Origin of the sequence: Halorubrum sp. AS12, from assembly GCF_051122765.1 — an archaeon.
Lineage (GTDB): Archaea > Halobacteriota > Halobacteria > Halobacteriales > Haloferacaceae > Halorubrum > Halorubrum trapanicum.
Genome location: NZ_CP185385.1, coordinates 2,258,116 through 2,273,894, shown reverse-complemented (window position 1 = coordinate 2,273,894; position 15,779 = coordinate 2,258,116). Strand labels below are relative to the sequence as shown.

The following is a 15,779-nucleotide window of genomic DNA, read 5'->3' as shown; positions in this document are numbered from 1 at the left end:
CAGTACGCTCGTTGTCGCCCGAAAATCAAAGATTTTCGGGATGACGAGAGAGCTCCGCTCTCTCGAACCACGCTCCTCGCTCGCGCTGCTCGCTGCGGTGCTTACGTCGCCTACTTCGGCCTCGCGACTGCCCCTTTGAGTCCCGCCCCGCACAGCACCGCGCCTCACACCTCCCCAGCCTCGTCAGTCGCCGTCGCTTCGCTCCGGCGACTGACTCCCTCGCACGTGCTCCTCGCGCCCGGTGGGCGCTCGGAGGCGCGCGCCGCCGCATCGTCGTTTATAAACTTTCGTCGTCAGCCACTCAGCCGAACGTCAACGGCTCCGACTCCGCCCAGCGCGGCTCGAACTGCTCTTTCACGCTCGTCGCGAACTCGATGTCCTTCACGTCGATCATCGCGAACGGCTCGTCCGCCGACAGCGGGTGCGGCACCTCGATACACACCTCTATCTCGTCGAACACGTTGAACGTCCCGTCCACGTTCGGCGACGTGCGAACCTCGAACCCGTCCATGTCCGCCAGCTCCGCGGTGTATCGGCGACCGACGCTCCGCGGGAGCGCGTCGACCGTCGCCGGCGACAGCAGCACCCGGATCTCCACGCCGCGTTCGAGCGCGGACTCCAGTTCGGCGGCCACCTGCTCGCCGATCGTGCCGAGGTCGAAGCCGGTCGCGGGCGCACCGGCGACCACGACGACCCGGCGTTCAGCGGCGGCAATCCGCTCTAAGAGGAGGTCGGTCGCCTCCTCGGCGCCGACCGCCGCGGTCCAGAACTGGCCGTCGACCGGCTCGCCGGCGTCGAGTTCCGTCGAGAGATCGTCGACCACCGACTCGTACTGTTCGGCCTGCGTCTGCAGCTCCTGTTTCTTCTCGTCGAGCAGGCGGTCGAGCGCGGCGTCCGGCTCGACCGCGACGTACTTCTTCGGGCGGCTGGCCGCCTGACTGCGGACCAGACTGTGCTGCTCTAAGCTGTTGAGCACGTCGTAGATCCGACCCATCGGGACCTCGCTGGCGCGAGAGAGGTCCTTCGCGGTAGTCGGCCCGGTCCGGAGGAGCGCGCGGTACGCCCGGGCCTCGTACTCGGAGAGTCCGAGGTCGCGGAGAGATGCCATACGCTGGGATGCCGCGGCATCCGTATAAACGCGTCGCCCGTTTACGATTCGGATCGCCGAGGTGGGTTCGATCTCGACTGTCGGCGGCTATCCCGCCGATTCCGACGACCCGTCGAGCCGGCGCGTCGCCGAGAGTCAGGCCAGGGTATCGCCGACCCGGTCCATCAACTCGTCGGGCGTTTCCGCCGGCTCGGAGGCGCCGTCGCCCGCGAGGACGACCGCGGTCCCCTCCGGGACCGTCCGCGGCGCGGGCGCGTCATCCTCGTGGGCGTTCGGCGCGATCACCTTCTCGTGGTCGGCCACCCGCCACGCGGCGCGGTGAAGGTCGCTCCCCGGTTCGGTCCCGACCGCGATGACGGTCGTGCCGCGGCGGAGGCGACCGGCGAGGCTCCCGTAGCCGGCGACCTGGACGCTCAGGCGCTCGGTGGCGCCGGCGAACGCCTCGGCCGTCTCGCGCGCGACCTCGCGGTAGCGGTCCTCGCCGGTGAGCGCGGCAAGGTCGAGCAGCGACGTCGCCATCTCGACGTTGGCGTCGAGCGGGCGGAACGACCGATCGAGCAGTCCCGCTCCCGAGCGCGGGCCGTCGACGAACGACCCGTCGACGTGAAGTCGTTCGATGGCCCGGTCCGCGACCGCGCGGGCGACGTCGGCCCCCTCGCCGCGCACCCCGGCGGCGCGGACGTACGCCCCGACGACGCGGGCGGCGTCCTCCAGCAGGTCGGACTCGCCGGCCTCGTCGCTGCCGCGGTAGTGGGTCACTTCGCCGCTCTCAACGTCGATCAGGTCGCGTTCCAGCCCGTCGAGGATCCGGTCCGCGTACTCGCGGGCGCGCTCGTCGTCGGTGTAGGCGGCGGCCGCGAGCAGCGCGTCCGCGGCGAGCGCGTTGCCGCCAGCGAAGACGGTCAGGTCGCGGCGGGGTTCGTCCAGGTCCGCGCGGTCCTCGGCGGGCGCCGCGTAGTACGCCCGGCCGAGTCCGGGACCGAGGCTGCCGCCGACGCCGTAGCCGGTCCAGAGGTCGTCGGTGAGGAAGGAGACGGCGTCGAGCGCGGGGTCGAGGTACGCCTCATCGCCGGTGTAGAGGAAGGCGTTGGCGAACGCGCGGGTCACCGCGGCGTTCGTGTCGAGCGGCTTCTCGTAGGCGATGTCCCCCCAGTCGCGGGTGCCGGCGTACCGGAAGAACCCGCCGTCGACGTCGTCGGCGAGGTGGTCGCGAACCGCGTCGAGCGTCCGGAGCGCGCGGCTCCGGTCGCGCTTCAGCGCGAACTCGACGGTGCGGGGCAGGGGGAACTTCGCGTCGGTGCCCCAGCCGGCGTGCTCGGCGTCGTACTTGGCCTCCAGCTGGCCCGCCAGGTGGCTCTCGATCTCGTCGGTCAGTTCACCGCGGGGCGGCAGGTCGGCGTCGAGCGCGCGCGGGACGCGGCCGCCCTCGCGACCCTTGTCGGCCCACATCTGCCGGACCGATTCGAGGACCTGTCGCATCCCGTCGACGTCGAGGTAGCCCGCGCCCGTCAGCAGCTTCCCCTCGGGCGTGAGGAAGGCGGTCGTCGGGAACCCGCCCATGTTGTACCGCTCGCGGACCCGCGGGTGGCGGTCGACGTCGACGCGGACGGGGACGAACCCCTCGTTGACGTTGGCGGCGATCCGCGGCTCGGCGTAGGTGATCGCGTCCATCTCGTGGCAGCCCTCACACCACGTGGCCGACAGCGAGAGCAGCACCGGGCGGTCGCGCTCGTCGGCCTCGGCGAACGCCTCGGGACCCCAGTCGCGCCACTCGACGCGAGTCTCGTCGCTCATACTCGCAGTCGGACCGGGGCGTGGGTAAGCGCTTCGAGAGCGGAACGCTACGGAATCTCGGGAGCGTGAGGGAAGGGAGGGCGGGAGGGCACCGCGTCGGTGTCCACGCGTCGCGTCGGCGTTCGGACGGGCGATTCGGCGTCGTCGCTCAGCGCTTGTGGTCGTGACCGAGCGCGAGCGCGAGGGCGTTCGCGAACAGCAGGACGACGAACAGCCGCCCGGTGCCGCCGTCCAGCCCCGAGTACAGCAGGACGGGGTACGTGGCCGGGATGGCGATGGCCGCCCAGAAGGCGGCGGCTTTGACGGTGCCGGTCATCAGTCCGGCGAGCCGTTCGCCGGAGGCGATCTGCGTGGGAGCGGGGGTTGACATGGACACTTCTCCGTACGGCGGGGACCCACATATACCCCGCCGAGGGTTCGGTGAATTTCACTACGTTTCTCGCCCGATCGGGTCGTTTTACAAACGACGCAGAGACGTTTTAACTGTTTACAACGCGTTCTAATCCTTTGTTTCCGGATCTCTTCCGGTCCGACCGTTCCGGACCGATCCGGCCGCTCCGAAGCGGCGATCCGGAGAACGGGCGACTACCGCGTACTGACGGGTTGGGACCGGGCACCTGCCGCGGCACCAACCGCTTTGTCCGTCGGGAGTAAGGTGTGGCTATGACCGAAACCGATCGCGGCGACCGACGCGGCGACCAGACGGACCGGGACCGTTCCGTCGCACGCGCCGACGGCGGCCGGCCGCGGGTGGCGGTCGTCGCCTGCGGCGGCACCATCGCCTCGGAGCCGAGCGACGACGGCGCGGCCCCGGAGAAGACCGGCGCCGACCTCGTGGAAGCGGTGCCGGCGGCGGCCGACTACGCCCGGGTGACGACCAAGGAAGTGTGCTCGCAGCCCGGGTTCGACGTCCGGTGGCGGGACGTGCTCGCGACCGCGACCGCCGCGCGCGACGCGGTCGGTGAGGACGCGGACACGTGCGACGCCGGCGCGGAGGAGGCGGCCGACGGCGTCGTCGTCACCCACGGGACCGACACCCTCGCGGACACCGCCTTCGCGCTCGATCTCCTCACCGACCTCGACGCGCCGGTCGTCGTGACCGGCGCGCAGCGTCGGCTGGACGAACCCTCCAGCGACGTGCCGGCGAACCTCGCGCTGGCGGTGCGGGCGGCCGCGGACGACCGGTTCTCTTCGGGCGTCCACGTCGCGTTCGACGACGAACTCCACGCGGCTCGCGACGTCGTGAAGGGCCACAGCAACGCGCTGTCGACGATGACCTCGCCGGGGGCGGGACCGGTCGCGACGTTCACCCGCGCCGCCTCGCGACTCCTTCGGACGCCCGAGCGCGGCGTCCCGGTCGCCCCCCTCGCGGACGCGATCGATGACGCCGCGGACGTGCCCGAGGTCCCGGTGATCCACTCGGGGACCGGCGTCGGCGCGGGCGCGCTCGAACACGCGCTCGACGCGGGCGTCGGCGGAGTCGTCCTCGAGGGGACTGGTCTCGGCAACGTCACCGGAGCGCTCGGCGACGCGATCGCCGAGGCGGTCGAGAGCGTCCCGGTCGTCGTCTCCGGCCGCCCGCCGGCGGGACCGACAGAACCCGTGTACGGGACGCCGGGCGGCGCCGTCACGCTTGCGGACCACGGGGTTACGTTCGCCGGCGACCTCCCGGCCGCGAAGGCGCGCGTCGCGCTCGCGCTCGGTCTCGCCGCCGACCTCGACGACGAGGGGATCGAGGCGCTGTTCGCGCCGCCGGCGTAGACGGAGCGCGACCCCCGAGCGCGGCAAGATCGCCCGCCGAGATGGGTCAGACGCACGTTTGGGTTTACGGGAAGCCCTTATGCGTCGGCCGCGTACCGGGTGGTATGACCGATCTCACGCGACGAACGGCCCTCTACGGCATCGCCGCCGGCAGCGCCGCCGCGCTCGCGGGGTGTACGGGGACCGGCGACCCCGTTTCGGGCGGCGACGGAACCGACGGCGGCGACGGAGACGGGGATGCCGACGGCGACGGCACCGACGGGGGAGACGGCGCCGGCGGCGACGGCGCCGCGGGCGAGGTGACGACGGCCGTCCAACAGGTCGGGTCGGCCCTCTCGGGTCCCGCGTGGGACCGGACCGAGCGGCGCGGCCTCTGCGTGCTGATCACCGAGGGGGACGGCGACGGCGCGTGGCCGAGCGCCGAGGCGCCGGAGGAGGCCCGAGCCTTCGTCGAGGAGACGGACTTCTCCGAGTCGGTCGTCTGCTACGTCGAGTCCGTCGGCCCGACCACCTGTCACGACGAGATATCGTTCGACGGGGTCGGCGTCGAGGACGGGACTCTCGTCGCGGACGCGACGGTTCAGGGGGCGGAAAGCGCGGAGGTCGCCTGCGGGAACGCGATCACCTACTCGGCCGCCCTGCTCCGCGTCACGAGCGATCCCCTCCCCGACGCGGCGCGGCTCTCGGTCACCGACGGCTGGGGTGAAACGGGAACGGTGCGCGACGGTGACGACATCGGTGAGCCGAACGGTCTCGCCGGGGGGATTCGCCTCGACGGCGACCCCGCGAACGTCCCCACCGCGTTCGACTACGAAGGGTAGCTATCGATTACGGGAGGTAGTGTCGGGCTGCCGGAAGGTTGGGTCGGCCGCGCGTCAGGCCCGAACTTCGATGAGGAGGTCCGTCTCGGGCGACTCGCCCATCCGCTCCCGGACGCGCTCCCACGAGAGGTCGGTGCGCGCGGTCACCGACTCGGTCGCGACGGCGCCGCAGGCGTTGCCGACTAAGATTGGTACCTGATAGTCGCGCGGGTCGTGCGAGAACCCGTCGCCGGTGATCTCCGGCTCCCGGAGCGCAGCCGCGAGGAACCCGGCCGCGAAGGCGTCGCCCGCGCCGGTCGTGTCGACCGGGTCGACATCGAATCCGGGGTGCGAGACGCTGCCGTGCGGCGTCCGGACCGTCGCGCCTTCGTCGCCGAGCTTGATCGCCACGACGCGGTCGTCCGGCTCCCACGGGTCGACATCGGTCTCGGCCGCGAGCGCGTCGGCCTCGCGGTCGTTTAAGAAGAGGACGTCGCTCGCGTGGAGCGCGGCGTCGAACTCGCGGTCGGCGACCCGGCGACCGGGGTCGAAGCTCCGGGTCGCGCCAGCCTCCGCGGCCGCGGTCGCGAGCGCCGCGGCGGTCTCGGGCTGTTGCCCGGTGAGGTGGAGGTGGTCGGCGGCCGCGAGCGTGTCGCGGTCGAGTCCGGCCGCCGAGAACGACTCGTTCGCCCCGTCGTTCGCGAGCATGAGCAGCTCGCCGCCGCCGTCGACGATGACGTACTTCACCGAGGTCGGCTCGTCGGCGTCGACCAGCACCTGCCCGGGGTCGACGCCGGCGCTGGCGAGCTCGCGCAGCGCTAGCGCCCCCGACTCGTCGCCGCCGACGCTCCCGTAGACGACCGACTGGCCTCCCAGGTCGACGAGTCCGACGGCGACGTTCGCGGCGCTGCCGCCGCCGGACTGTTCGAGCCGGTCGATCCGCGTCTCGCCGTCCGGCTCCGGCAGGCTGTCGACGTGGATCGTCACGTCCCAGTTGATGTGGCCCGCCGAGACGACCTTCGGCACGCGGTCGGCGTCGCCGGGGCTCAGGTCGGGGTCGGGGTCGACCGCCGGGTCGACGTCGTCGTCGGGAGCGGTGCCGCCGTCGGCAGTCTCGTCGGATGGTTCGTCGTGTGCGTCGTCCCCACCTTCGGGCGCGTCGCCCTCCCACTCGTCGACCTCGCGGTCCCACTCCGCGACCGTCTCGTCCCAGTCGTCGACGCCCTCGTCGTCAGGGGGGTGACCCTTACCGTCGCCGTCGACCGGCGGATCGTCGCGCCCGCTCATTGTTCGGCCCACGGTTCGGCGGCGCCCTCGCCGAACAGCTCCCGCATCAGCGTCACGATGCTCTCCGGGGGGAACTGGCCGTGCTCGGTGACGATCGCGTCCATGTACCGCGGCGGCGTCACGTCGAACGCGGGGTTCTCGACCGCGATATCGCCGATCTCCTCGCGGCTCGCGGAGTCTATCACCTCGCTTTCGTCGCGCATCTCGATCTCGACGGTGTGGCCCGTCAGCGTCTCCGGGTGGAGTTTGATCGTCTGGGCCGCGGTCATGATCGGGACGCCGCGCTCGCGGGCGTTGACGGCGAGTCCCGAGGTGCCGATCTTGTTGATCACGCCGCCGTCCGCGGCGATCGAGTCGGCGCCGACGACGACGTGGTCGACCTCGTCGAGGTAGCGCCGCGCCGCGGAGTCGACGATGAGCGTGACGGGGACGCCCGCGTTGCGGAGCTGTTCCGCGGTGATGTGGCCCTGCTGTCGCGGGCGCGTCTCCTTGACGACCGCCGAGATCGATTTCCCCTGCTCGACGGCCGCCTCGATGCACGCCAAGGCGTCGGTGGAGTGGCAGTGGGTCATCACGGTGTCGCCGTCGGCGAGGCGGTTGGCGCCCACCTGCCCGAGGTCGTCCTGCGCGCGGTCGAGCTGCTCGACGAACGCCTCGCTCGCGTCCGTGACGCTCCGGCGGAGCCGGTCGACCGAGTCGCCCTCCATCCGCTGGAGGACGTACCGGAGGGCGTTCGGCAGCGACACCGCGGTCGGGCGCGTCTCGCGGAGGGTCCGCCCCGCGGCGCGCATCGACGCGCGGAACGCCTCGGGGTCGCTCGCGGTCGCGTCCGCCTCGGCCGCCGCCTCCGCCTGCTCGGCGAGGGCCTCGGCGGCCGAGGAGGCGATGGTCGCCGCGCCGCGGATCTCCATCGTCGCGATCGACTCGGCGGTCTCGCGGACCGCCGGCGCCGGCTCCGTGTCTGTCATACCGATCCCGTAACCAGCCCCGGTATTTATAAAGCCGGCTCGCGGGTCGGCGGCGGTCGGCTCCGCTCCGCGCGTCGGACCGCCCTACTCCCCGTCGTCCGGCTGCTGGCCGTAGCTCTCGAACCGCTCCTCGACGGTCGCCATCTGCTCGTCGGTGAGGACGTGCGGCTCGCCGACGGCGGACGCGCGCAGGTAGAGCCGGCAGATGTCCTCGACGTGGTGGGTGTTCTCGACGGCTGTCTCGACGTCCGGCCCGGTCACCACCAGCCCGTGGTTCGCGAGGATCGCGGCGTCGGAGCCGGTCTCGGCCATCGCGGCGACGACGTTGGCGGCCAGCTCCTCGGTGCCGTACGGCGCGTAGTCGGCCAGCGGGACCTCCCGCCCCACGGCGGCGATCATGTAGTGGATCGGCGGGAGCCGCTGATGGAGCGTCGCCATCGTCGTCGCCCACGGCGAGTGGGTGTGGACGATCGCGCCCGGCCGGTCGTGCTTGTAGATGCCCGTGTCGCATCGGCACCTCGCTCGACGGCGCCATCCGGCCGGCCAGCCGCTCGCCCGCCAGCGACACCACGGGCACGTCCGCCGCGTCGAAGGAGTCGTAGGGGACGCCGGTGGGCGTGACCGCGACCGCGTCGCCGTCGCGGACGCTCAGGTTCCCTGTCCGGCCGGGCGTCAGGTCCGCGAGCGCCGGCGCGTACTCGACGACCGCCTCGCGCGCCTCGCGCAGGAGGTCGGGGTTCGCGTCCGAGTCGGAGTCGGCCGCGGAGTCCTCGCGGGTCACGCCGCCACCTCCGTCAGGTCGGCGAAGGCGTCGAGCCGGTGGTCCGGGCGCTGCCGCTCCAAGAGCTCCGCGTCGGCCGGCGCGTCGCCGTCGGCGACGAACAGCGCGGTGTCCATCCCGAGCGCGTTCGCGCCGGCGACATCGGCGTCGACGTTGTCGCCGACCGCCAGCGCCTCGCTCGGCCGGCGGTCGAGCTCGGCGAGCGCGGTCGTGAACGGGAGCGCGCTGGGCTTCTCGCGGCCGGCCTCCTCGGAGGTGACGAGCAGGTCGATCCGGTCGTCGATCCCGAGGTGCGCGAGCTTACGCAGCTGGACCCGCGTCGTGAGGTTCGTCACGACCGCGACGTCGGTCCCCGCCGCCGAGAGGGCGTCGAGGACCGCCTCGACGCCGTCACAGAGCGACATCGCTCCGACGTAGCCGTCCCAGTAGGCGTCGCCGGCCGCCAGCGCGCCCGCGACGTCCGGCTCGCCCGCGTACCGGTACAGCCCGCGCTTGAAGTAGACGTGCCGGTCGTGGGACGCGGCGGTGGTGCGCGTCTCGCGTTTGGCCTCGCGGCGGCCCGTCACGTACAGGCCGTCGAACGCCTCGCGGTCCAGCTCGTACCCGCGCTCGCGGAGGGCGTCGAGCGCGGCCCGCTTGCCCGCCTCGTTACACGGGGCGTACGGGTACAGCGTGTTGTCGAGGTCGAAGAGAACCGCCTCGTAGCTCATGGACGCACTCCTCGCGGCACCGACTTAAGAGTGATTCGACGCGGCGGCCACGAACGACACGGCGAGAGGGAAGAGACGCCCGCTACTGGTCGTTCATCGCCTCGCTGGCGATGTTGCGGCCGCGGGAATTGAGCGCGACCTCCCGGCGGATCCGGACCTCCTCGACCACTTCCAGCTCGACGAGCCGCTCGAACGTCTCCTCGACGTCGTCGACATCCATCCCGAGGAACGAGGGGATGTCGAACGGCGAGACGCCGGAGTACAGCGCCATCAGCACCTCGCGGTCGCGGCTGGAGAGGTCGACATTCGTCGACGAGCGCTCCTCGCCCTTGCGCAGCCACGACTCCACGAACCGCATCCGGTTCGGGTCGCCCGCGACGTGGGTCTCGATGCTCGTCCCCTCGTCATCGGTGTGCGACACCTCGATCACGGGTTTCTTGTCGCCGTTCACCGTGCGCTTCGCCGCGTCGAGTCCGCTGATGTCGTCGAGGTCGAACTTCACGAACGCGCCGCGCTCCAAGGCGGCGTTGAGTCCGTTCTCGTCTATCTTCACGCGGGCCTGCTCCCACTCGGTGTCCTGAACGACGCCGCCCTCGATGGCGGGGTGTTTCACCATCACGGTCTTCTGGTCGAGCAGCGCGCGGTAGACGTCGCGCTCGAACGGCTCGTGCTCGGAGGCGGCGACGAGCAGCACCTGCTCGCCCAGGTCGAAGCTCACGTAGTTCGAGACGCGCGCGACCGTCTGGTTCGCGTCGTGGCGCCCGCCGAGCCGCTCCAGCTTCGACAGCGGGACGGTGCGTTTCCCGTCGTTGCCGGCTAAGATTAGCCGACGGTTCGAGAGGAGGACGCGCCCGGGCGTCCAGGAGACGTCGCTCACCTTCCGCCCCTCGCGGACCGCGACCGCGAACTTCGCTTGGGTGTCGGTGATCTTGTACTCGCTGTCTTCCTGGGACATTTACGGACCTCCTGCGCGCAGCTTCGAGACGGCCGAGAACACGCGCTTTCTGACGGCCTGGCTGTCGTCGTCGGCGTACTCTTCGAGGCGGTTGAGCGTCTCCTGTCCGCCGATCTGTCCGAGGACGAACACCGCCTTCGCGCGGGCGTCCTCCGGGTTCTCGGGACCGAGCTTGTCGAGCAACCGGTCCTCGACGACCGGGCCGCCGAGGCTCTTTAAGCTCGTGGCCGCGAACTGCGCGGTCTGCGGGTCGTCGTCCGCGAGCGCGTCCGCGAGGGCCTCCACCGCCAGCGACGCGTCCGGGTCCGCCACCCGGCCGAGGATCCACGCCGCGTTCCGGCGCTGGCGGGACTGCTGGCCGTCGGTGAGGATCTCGACGAGCGGCTCGACGACCGTCGCGTCGTCGGCCGCCTTCAGCTCCGAGACGACCTGGTCGCGGACCGCGTGGCTCTGCTGGGTCGGCACGTTCGAGAGCAGTTCGATGACGGAGTACACCGCCGCGTTGCGCACCACCGCGCTCTCGTCACCGAGCGCGTGCGCGAGCGGCTCGACCGGCTCCGGGTTGCTCGCCTTTCCGAGCGCGCCGGCCGCGATCCGCCGGATCGACTCGTCGCCGTCGTCGAGCAGGTCCAGCAGCGGCGACAGCGCCTCGTCGGTCCCGATCGCTCCCAGCGCGTTCGCGGCGGCGCGGCGCACGCGCGGGTCGTCGTCCGCGAGCCGCTCGCGCAGGCCGGGGACCGCCCGCGCGTCGACGAAGGTCCCGCAGGCCTGCGCCGCCCGGAGCCGGACGCGGGCGTCCTCGTCGTCGAGCGCGCCGACCAGCGGCTGAAGCCCGCTCGCGTCGTCGAGCCGCCCGAGCGCGTTCGCCGCCGCCATCCGGAGCTCCGGCCGGTCGGCTTCGAGCGCGCGCGCGAACTTGCGCGCGGTCACCCACTCGGCCTCGGAGTCGCCGCCGCCGCCGGTCAGCTCCTCGAGGAGCTGCTCGAGCGCGGCCTCGCCGATCTCGTCGAGCGCGTCGACCGCGGCCCCGCGGACCTCGGGGTCGTCGTCCGTCGTCGCGGCGCGGAGCAGCCCGTCGATCGTCGGCTGATCGCCCTCCTCGCCGATATCGCCGAGGAACTCCGCGGCGCGGCGGCGAACGGCCGCGCTGTCGCTGCCGAGCGCGTCCCGGAGGCGCTCCGTGTTCCCGTCCCGGGCGTGCTGGTACAGCGACATCAGCGCCTCCCGAACACCCGCCGTCGCTTGTCGATCGGTTCGTAGCGGTCGCTCCGGTTCGGCGGAACGCTCTCGGTCATCCCCAACACGAGGACGCCGTCGTCGGCGAGTGACGCCTCCAGCGTGTCGAATAAGGCCGCCTTGTGGTCGACGTCGATGTAGATCAGCAGGTTCCGGCACAACACCACGTCGAAGGGGTCGCGGGCGCCGTCACGGATCAGGTCGTGCGTCTCGAACTCGACGAGCCGGCGCGGGGCGTCCCGGACGCGGAACGTGTCCCCGTCGCGATCGACGTAGCGATCGGGGTCCGAGAGCGGTTCCAGCTCCTCGGCGATGTCCGTCGTCCGCGTCGTGTGGTAGACGCCATCGCGGGCGTTGTCGAGCGCTTCCTCGCTGATGTCGGAGCCGAGCACCTCGACGCGCGACTCGTCGATCTCGGGGTCGTCGCAGGCCAGCATCGCGACGGAGTACGGCTCGCGGCCGTCCGCCGACGGCGCCGACCACACCCTGACGCGCCGCTGGTCCGCCGTCCGTTCGCGCAACACGTCGCGGAGCACGTCCCACATCTCCGGGTTGCGGAAGAACTCCGTCACGTTGATCGTGAGCGCGTCCATCAGCGCCTGACGCTCGTCGGCGTCATCGCGGAGGATGCGCTCGTACTCGGCGTGTGACTCCGTGTCTCGCCGGCGCATCCGCGCCGTGATCCGGCGGTCGAGGTACGACTCGTTGTAGTACCCCGGCTCGAACGGGACCGTGTCGTCGATCTGTCGGAGGACGCCTTCGAACGCCGTTTCGCCGTCGTCTGCCGACTCGCTCATAGGCTCACCACGTCGAGCACGGCCACGACGTCCCCGTCGCCGAGGACGGCCGTGCCGCTGAGACCGGGCGTTCCCGAGAGCGGACCGTCAAGCGGTTTGACGACCACTTCCTCCTGGTCTAACACCCCGTCACAGTGGAGCGCGACCTGCCGCGTCTCTTCGCGGATCCGGACGAGCATTCCCTGGTCCGTCTCGTTTGCGGCTCCCTCGCCGTCGAGTCCAGGTCCGTCGGGATCGCTCTCCTCGTCGACCGCGACGCCGCCGTCGGCGGCGGGGGTCTCGTCAGCGGACGCCTCGGCCGCGGATGCCTCGGCCGCCGAGGGGTCTATCTCGCCGAGGCGCTCGTTCAGCCGGACGACCGGGTAGAGGTCGTCCTCGTGTCTGACGACCTCGTCGCCGTGGACCTCCTCCACGTCGTCGGCGCGGGCGACCTCCGCGATCGACTTGATCGGGATGCCGTACTCCGTGCCGCCGACGTCGACGAACATCACCTTCACGATGGCGACGGTGACCGGGAGCCGGAACCGGACCGTGGTCCCCTCGCCGGGGTCGCTCTCGACGGAGACGGAGCCGTCGAGGTCGCGCGCGGTCGTCCGGACCACGTCCATCCCGACGCCGCGGCCGGAGACGTCGGTGACCTCCTCCGCGGTGGAGAAGCCGGGGTGGAAGACGAGGTCGTAGGCCTCGTCGTCCTCCATCGCCTCGACCGCCTCGCGGCTCTTGACGCCCTCTTCGACCGCCTTGTCGCGGAGCTGGTCGGGGTCGAGTCCCCCGCCGTCGTCCGAGACCTCGATGATCACGTGGTCGCGCTCGCGCTCGGCGGTAAGCTCCACGTGTCCGGTCGGGTCCTTCCCGGCCGCCTCGCGCTCCTCCGGGGGTTCGATCCCGTGGTCGACCGCGTTCCGCAGGACGTCCACGAGCGGGTCGCGCATCTCCGTGAGGATCGTCCGGTCCAGCTCCACGTCATCGCCCTCGATCTCGAAGTCGATCCGCTTGTCGAGGTCCCGCGAGATGTCGCGCACCAGCCGCGGGAACGAGTCGGACACCTGCGAGAACGGGATGAGCCGCATGTCCATCGCCGTGTCCTGCAGGCTGGAGGCCAGCTTGTCCAGCTCGTCCAGCGTGTCCGACTCGGCGTCGGCGGCCTCCAGCTCTCGCCGGAGCTTGATCCGGCTCGTCACCAGCTGTTCGACGAGCCCGTACAGCTCGTCGACCTGATCGACGTCGACGCGGATCGACTTGATCTCGTCGCCGGACTTGGAGTCGGCGTTCGGTCCGGAATCGTCCGACGCCGATTCGGCGTCGTCGCCCCCGTCGTCGGTCCGCTCGGTCTCTCGGCCGGTCTCCTCGTCCGCACGCCCTTCGGCGGGCTGCTCCGCGCCCGCAGAGTCGGCGTCGCTCGGTTCGGCATCGACCGGGGCGGCGTCCGCGTCGCCCGATTCCGCCTCTCCGTCGCTCGGTTCCGCCTCCGCGTCGCCGTCGCTCGACCCGTCGACCGCGACCGCGGTCACCGACTCGACCTGCGTGAGCGCGCGGAGTCCCTCCTCGACGACCTCGGGGTCGGCGCCGCCGACGAAGGCGTCGAACCGCTCGTCGTACTCGCCGTCCTCCAGCGCCTCGGGGGAGGGCTCCGTCGCGTGCCCGTCGAACTGCTCGTCGATCGCCTGGAGGACGAGCGCCGCGTCGACGCCCGGCATCTGCGCGTCGCCGACCGTCACGTCCGCGTACGCGACCGGATCGGGGAGGTCGGCCGCGCCCGCGGGCGGTTCCGGCACCGAGACGTCCGGCGTGCCCTCGTCCGAGGCGTCCTCGTCCAACACGTCCTCGTCCCGGTCGGCGGCGTCGTCTTCGTTCGGTTCACTGTCTTCGTCGCTTCCGGCGTCGGCGTCGTCGACCTCGCTGTCGGTATCGCCGCTCTCGGCGGCCGCTTGATCGGACGCCTCCGCCTCGGCGTCGGCTTCGTTGCCGTCGTCGCCTCCGGCGTCGCCGCTTCCGTCCGCGCCGCCGACGGTGCCGTGTTCCTCCATCTCGCGCAGGCGCGACTCGAGGTCGGAGGGGTCCGTCGACACGTCGCCGGTCTCGGCGATTTCGTCGACCATCGCCTCGACCGTATCGACCCCCTCGAAGAGGAGGTCCATCAGCTCGGGGTTCACCTCGCGGTCGCCCTGCCGGACCGCATCCAGCAAGTCTTCGAGGGCATGTCCGAAGTCGGAGACATCCTCGTACCCCATCGCCGCGGCGTTCCCCTTCAGGGTGTGGGCGACGCGGAACACGTCGTCCATCGCCTCGGCGTCCTCGGGGTCGGCCTCGAGGGCGAGTAAGGCGTTGTTGAGGTCGGTGATCCCGTCTTCGGCCTCGGCGACGAACGCGGCGCGGTGGGAGTCCATCAGGCCTCACCCCCCACTATCGCGCCGGCGACGTCGTCGAGGTCGTACACCGCGTCGATCCCGCCGGTCTCGACCGCGCGCTTCGGCATCCCGTAGATGACGCAGGTGCCCTCGCTCTGCGCCAGCGTGCGCGCCCCGGCGTCGGCCATCGCGCGGATCCCCTCGGCGGCGTCGGATCCCATCCCGGTCAGCACGACGCCGACGAGCGGGTCGTCGATCACCTCGGCCGCGGAACGCATCGTCACGTCGGCCGCGGGGGTGACCGTGTGCGAGTCGTCGTCCTCGTCGAGCGTGACCCGGAGCCGCCCCGAGCGGTAGCTGTCGATGAGGGTGTGGCTGCCGCCGCGGGCGACCAGCGCCTCGCCGGCCCCGATCCGCGCGCCGTCGCTGGCCTCGCGCACGTCGTACACGGAGGCGGCGTCGAGCCGGTCCGCGAACCGCGAGGTGAACGCCTCCGGCATGTGCTGGACGATCACCACGCGACAGTCCGCCATCGGCAGCGCCGCCAGCACGCGCTCGACCGCGTTCGGGCCGCCGGTGGAGGCCGCGATCACCACGGTCAGCGGCTCGTCGACGTCGACCGCGTCCGCGTCGGACCCGGATCCGGCCGAGCGCGACGCCGCGGAACTGGGGTCGTCTCGCTCGCGCGTGGCGGCGTCGAGGTCGGCGCCCGCGACCGAGCGCACCGCCTCGACGAGCCGGTCGGACTCCCGCGAGACGCCGGTCGACACCTCGCCGCCGGGCTTCGCGAAGAAGTCGACCGCCCCGCGGTCGAGCGCCTCGAAGGTGACCTCCGCGCCCTCGTCGGTGTGCGCCGACAGCATCAACACCGGCGTCGGCGTCTCCTCCATCAGCCGCTCGACGGCTTCGAGTCCGCCCATCCCGGGCATCTCGACGTCCATCGTCACGACGTCTGGGCGCGTCTCGGCGACCACCGAGAGCGCCTCTTCCCCGTCCCCCGCCTCGCCGACGACCGCGACCCCCGCGTCGCTTAAGAGGTCGCTTATCAGGCCCCGCATGAACGGGGAGTCGTCGACGACCACCACTCGCGGCGACCCGTCCCGACCGCCGCGCCGATCCGTCGTCCTGCTCATGTCCCACACCGGACCCAGAATCAGCATAAATCCACGGACCCAGTAATCACCCCTGATAATTCAGGGGACACGATTATTTGTCGGTTGACCGCAGTTGCGAG

The 15,779-nt window shown here is 71.7% G+C and carries 12 protein-coding genes and 2 pseudogenes; 2 read left to right on the top strand and 12 right to left on the bottom strand.

Going from position 1 to position 15,779, the window contains the following annotated elements:
- Window positions 1-301: 301 nt before the first annotated feature.
- The 3 genes from ACODNG_RS11530 to ACODNG_RS11520 all read right to left on the bottom strand — a co-directional run bounded on the left by ACODNG_RS11530 (window position 302) and on the right by ACODNG_RS11520 (window position 3,272).
- Window positions 302-1,108, bottom strand: coding sequence for a TrmB family transcriptional regulator (locus ACODNG_RS11530; protein ID WP_434521421.1), 807 nt, complete (start codon window positions 1,106-1,108; stop codon window positions 302-304).
- Window positions 1,109-1,243: 135 nt separating this feature from the next.
- Window positions 1,244-2,902, bottom strand: a complete 1,659-nt coding sequence (locus tag ACODNG_RS11525) for a DUF255 domain-containing protein (RefSeq protein ID WP_434521420.1) — start codon at window positions 2,900-2,902, stop codon at window positions 1,244-1,246.
- Between the two features lie 148 nt (window positions 2,903-3,050).
- Window positions 3,051-3,272: a hypothetical protein gene (locus ACODNG_RS11520; protein ID WP_434521419.1), complete on the bottom strand. Its 222-nt coding sequence runs from the start codon at window positions 3,270-3,272 to the stop codon at window positions 3,051-3,053.
- A 293-nt stretch (window positions 3,273-3,565) separates the two neighbouring features.
- Here ACODNG_RS11520 and ACODNG_RS11515 point away from each other — a divergent pair, with 293 nt between their 5' ends.
- Window positions 3,566-4,663 carry an asparaginase gene (locus ACODNG_RS11515; protein WP_434521418.1) on the top strand — a complete coding sequence of 366 codons (1,098 nt, stop codon included), beginning with the start codon at window positions 3,566-3,568 and terminating at the stop codon, window positions 4,661-4,663.
- Window positions 4,664-4,767: 104 nt separating this feature from the next.
- Window positions 4,768-5,472 (top strand): annotated as a pseudogene (locus ACODNG_RS11510) (hypothetical protein); the annotation flags it as partial.
- A gap of 66 nt (window positions 5,473-5,538) precedes the next feature.
- Here the strand turns inward: ACODNG_RS11510 and ACODNG_RS11505 are convergent.
- The 9 genes and pseudogenes from ACODNG_RS11505 to cheB all read right to left on the bottom strand — a co-directional run bounded on the left by ACODNG_RS11505 (window position 5,539) and on the right by cheB (window position 15,678).
- The gene (locus tag ACODNG_RS11505) at window positions 5,539-6,750 is read right to left on the bottom strand and encodes a carbohydrate kinase family protein (protein WP_434521417.1); all 1,212 of its coding nucleotides are present in this window, start codon (window positions 6,748-6,750) and stop codon (window positions 5,539-5,541) included.
- Window positions 6,747-7,718 carry a ribose 1,5-bisphosphate isomerase gene (locus tag ACODNG_RS11500; protein ID WP_434521416.1) on the bottom strand — a complete coding sequence of 324 codons (972 nt, stop codon included), beginning with the start codon at window positions 7,716-7,718 and terminating at the stop codon, window positions 6,747-6,749. Before ACODNG_RS11500 ends, ACODNG_RS11505 begins: the two co-directional genes overlap by 4 nt.
- Window positions 7,719-7,802: 84 nt before the next feature.
- Window positions 7,803-8,499 (bottom strand): annotated as a pseudogene (locus tag ACODNG_RS11495) (class II aldolase/adducin family protein).
- The gene (locus ACODNG_RS11490) at window positions 8,496-9,209 is read right to left on the bottom strand and encodes an HAD family hydrolase (protein ID WP_434521415.1); all 714 of its coding nucleotides are present in this window, start codon (window positions 9,207-9,209) and stop codon (window positions 8,496-8,498) included. Before ACODNG_RS11490 ends, ACODNG_RS11495 begins: the two are co-directional and overlap by 4 nt.
- 82 nt (window positions 9,210-9,291) lie before the next feature.
- On the bottom strand, window positions 9,292-10,164 hold the full coding sequence (locus tag ACODNG_RS11485) for a CheF family chemotaxis protein (protein WP_434521414.1): 873 nt from the start codon (window positions 10,162-10,164) through the stop codon (window positions 9,292-9,294).
- Window positions 10,165-11,379, bottom strand: coding sequence for a HEAT repeat domain-containing protein (locus ACODNG_RS11480; protein ID WP_434521413.1), 1,215 nt, complete (start codon window positions 11,377-11,379; stop codon window positions 10,165-10,167). It abuts the gene before it with no gap.
- Complete coding sequence (locus ACODNG_RS11475) at window positions 11,379-12,197, bottom strand: CheR family methyltransferase (protein WP_434521412.1); 819 nt, start codon at window positions 12,195-12,197, stop codon at window positions 11,379-11,381. The genes ACODNG_RS11480 and ACODNG_RS11475 overlap by 1 nt, the downstream gene beginning before the upstream one ends.
- Window positions 12,194-14,584, bottom strand: a complete 2,391-nt coding sequence (locus ACODNG_RS11470) for an ATP-binding protein (protein ID WP_434521411.1) — start codon at window positions 14,582-14,584, stop codon at window positions 12,194-12,196. Before ACODNG_RS11470 ends, ACODNG_RS11475 begins: the two co-directional genes overlap by 4 nt.
- A complete protein-coding gene (gene cheB, locus ACODNG_RS11465) occupies window positions 14,584-15,678 on the bottom strand; it encodes a chemotaxis-specific protein-glutamate methyltransferase CheB (RefSeq protein WP_434521410.1) in 1,095 nt (364 codons plus the stop codon). The genes ACODNG_RS11470 and cheB overlap by 1 nt, the downstream gene beginning before the upstream one ends.
- Between the last annotated feature and the right edge of the window lie 101 nt (window positions 15,679-15,779).

Excerpts from the sequence above, each read along its gene's own strand:
- ACODNG_RS11485 (WP_434521414.1), bottom strand. The coding sequence starts at position 10,164 with ATGTCCCAGGAAGACAGCGAGTACAAGATCACCGACACCCAAGCGAAG.
- cheB (WP_434521410.1), bottom strand. The coding sequence starts at position 15,678 with ATGAGCAGGACGACGGATCGGCGCGGCGGTCGGGACGGGTCGCCGCGA.
- ACODNG_RS11530 (WP_434521421.1), bottom strand. The coding sequence starts at position 1,108 with ATGGCATCTCTCCGCGACCTCGGACTCTCCGAGTACGAGGCCCGGGCG.
- ACODNG_RS11525 (WP_434521420.1), bottom strand. The coding sequence starts at position 2,902 with ATGAGCGACGAGACTCGCGTCGAGTGGCGCGACTGGGGTCCCGAGGCG.
- ACODNG_RS11505 (WP_434521417.1), bottom strand. The coding sequence starts at position 6,750 with ATGAGCGGGCGCGACGATCCGCCGGTCGACGGCGACGGTAAGGGTCAC.
- ACODNG_RS11490 (WP_434521415.1), bottom strand. The coding sequence starts at position 9,209 with ATGAGCTACGAGGCGGTTCTCTTCGACCTCGACAACACGCTGTACCCG.
- ACODNG_RS11470 (WP_434521411.1), bottom strand. The coding sequence starts at position 14,584 with ATGGACTCCCACCGCGCCGCGTTCGTCGCCGAGGCCGAAGACGGGATC.
- ACODNG_RS11475 (WP_434521412.1), bottom strand. The coding sequence starts at position 12,197 with ATGAGCGAGTCGGCAGACGACGGCGAAACGGCGTTCGAAGGCGTCCTC.
- ACODNG_RS11500 (WP_434521416.1), bottom strand. The coding sequence starts at position 7,718 with ATGACAGACACGGAGCCGGCGCCGGCGGTCCGCGAGACCGCCGAGTCG.
- ACODNG_RS11480 (WP_434521413.1), bottom strand. The coding sequence starts at position 11,379 with ATGTCGCTGTACCAGCACGCCCGGGACGGGAACACGGAGCGCCTCCGG.
- ACODNG_RS11515 (WP_434521418.1), top strand. The coding sequence starts at position 3,566 with ATGACCGAAACCGATCGCGGCGACCGACGCGGCGACCAGACGGACCGG.
- ACODNG_RS11520 (WP_434521419.1), bottom strand. The coding sequence starts at position 3,272 with ATGTCAACCCCCGCTCCCACGCAGATCGCCTCCGGCGAACGGCTCGCC.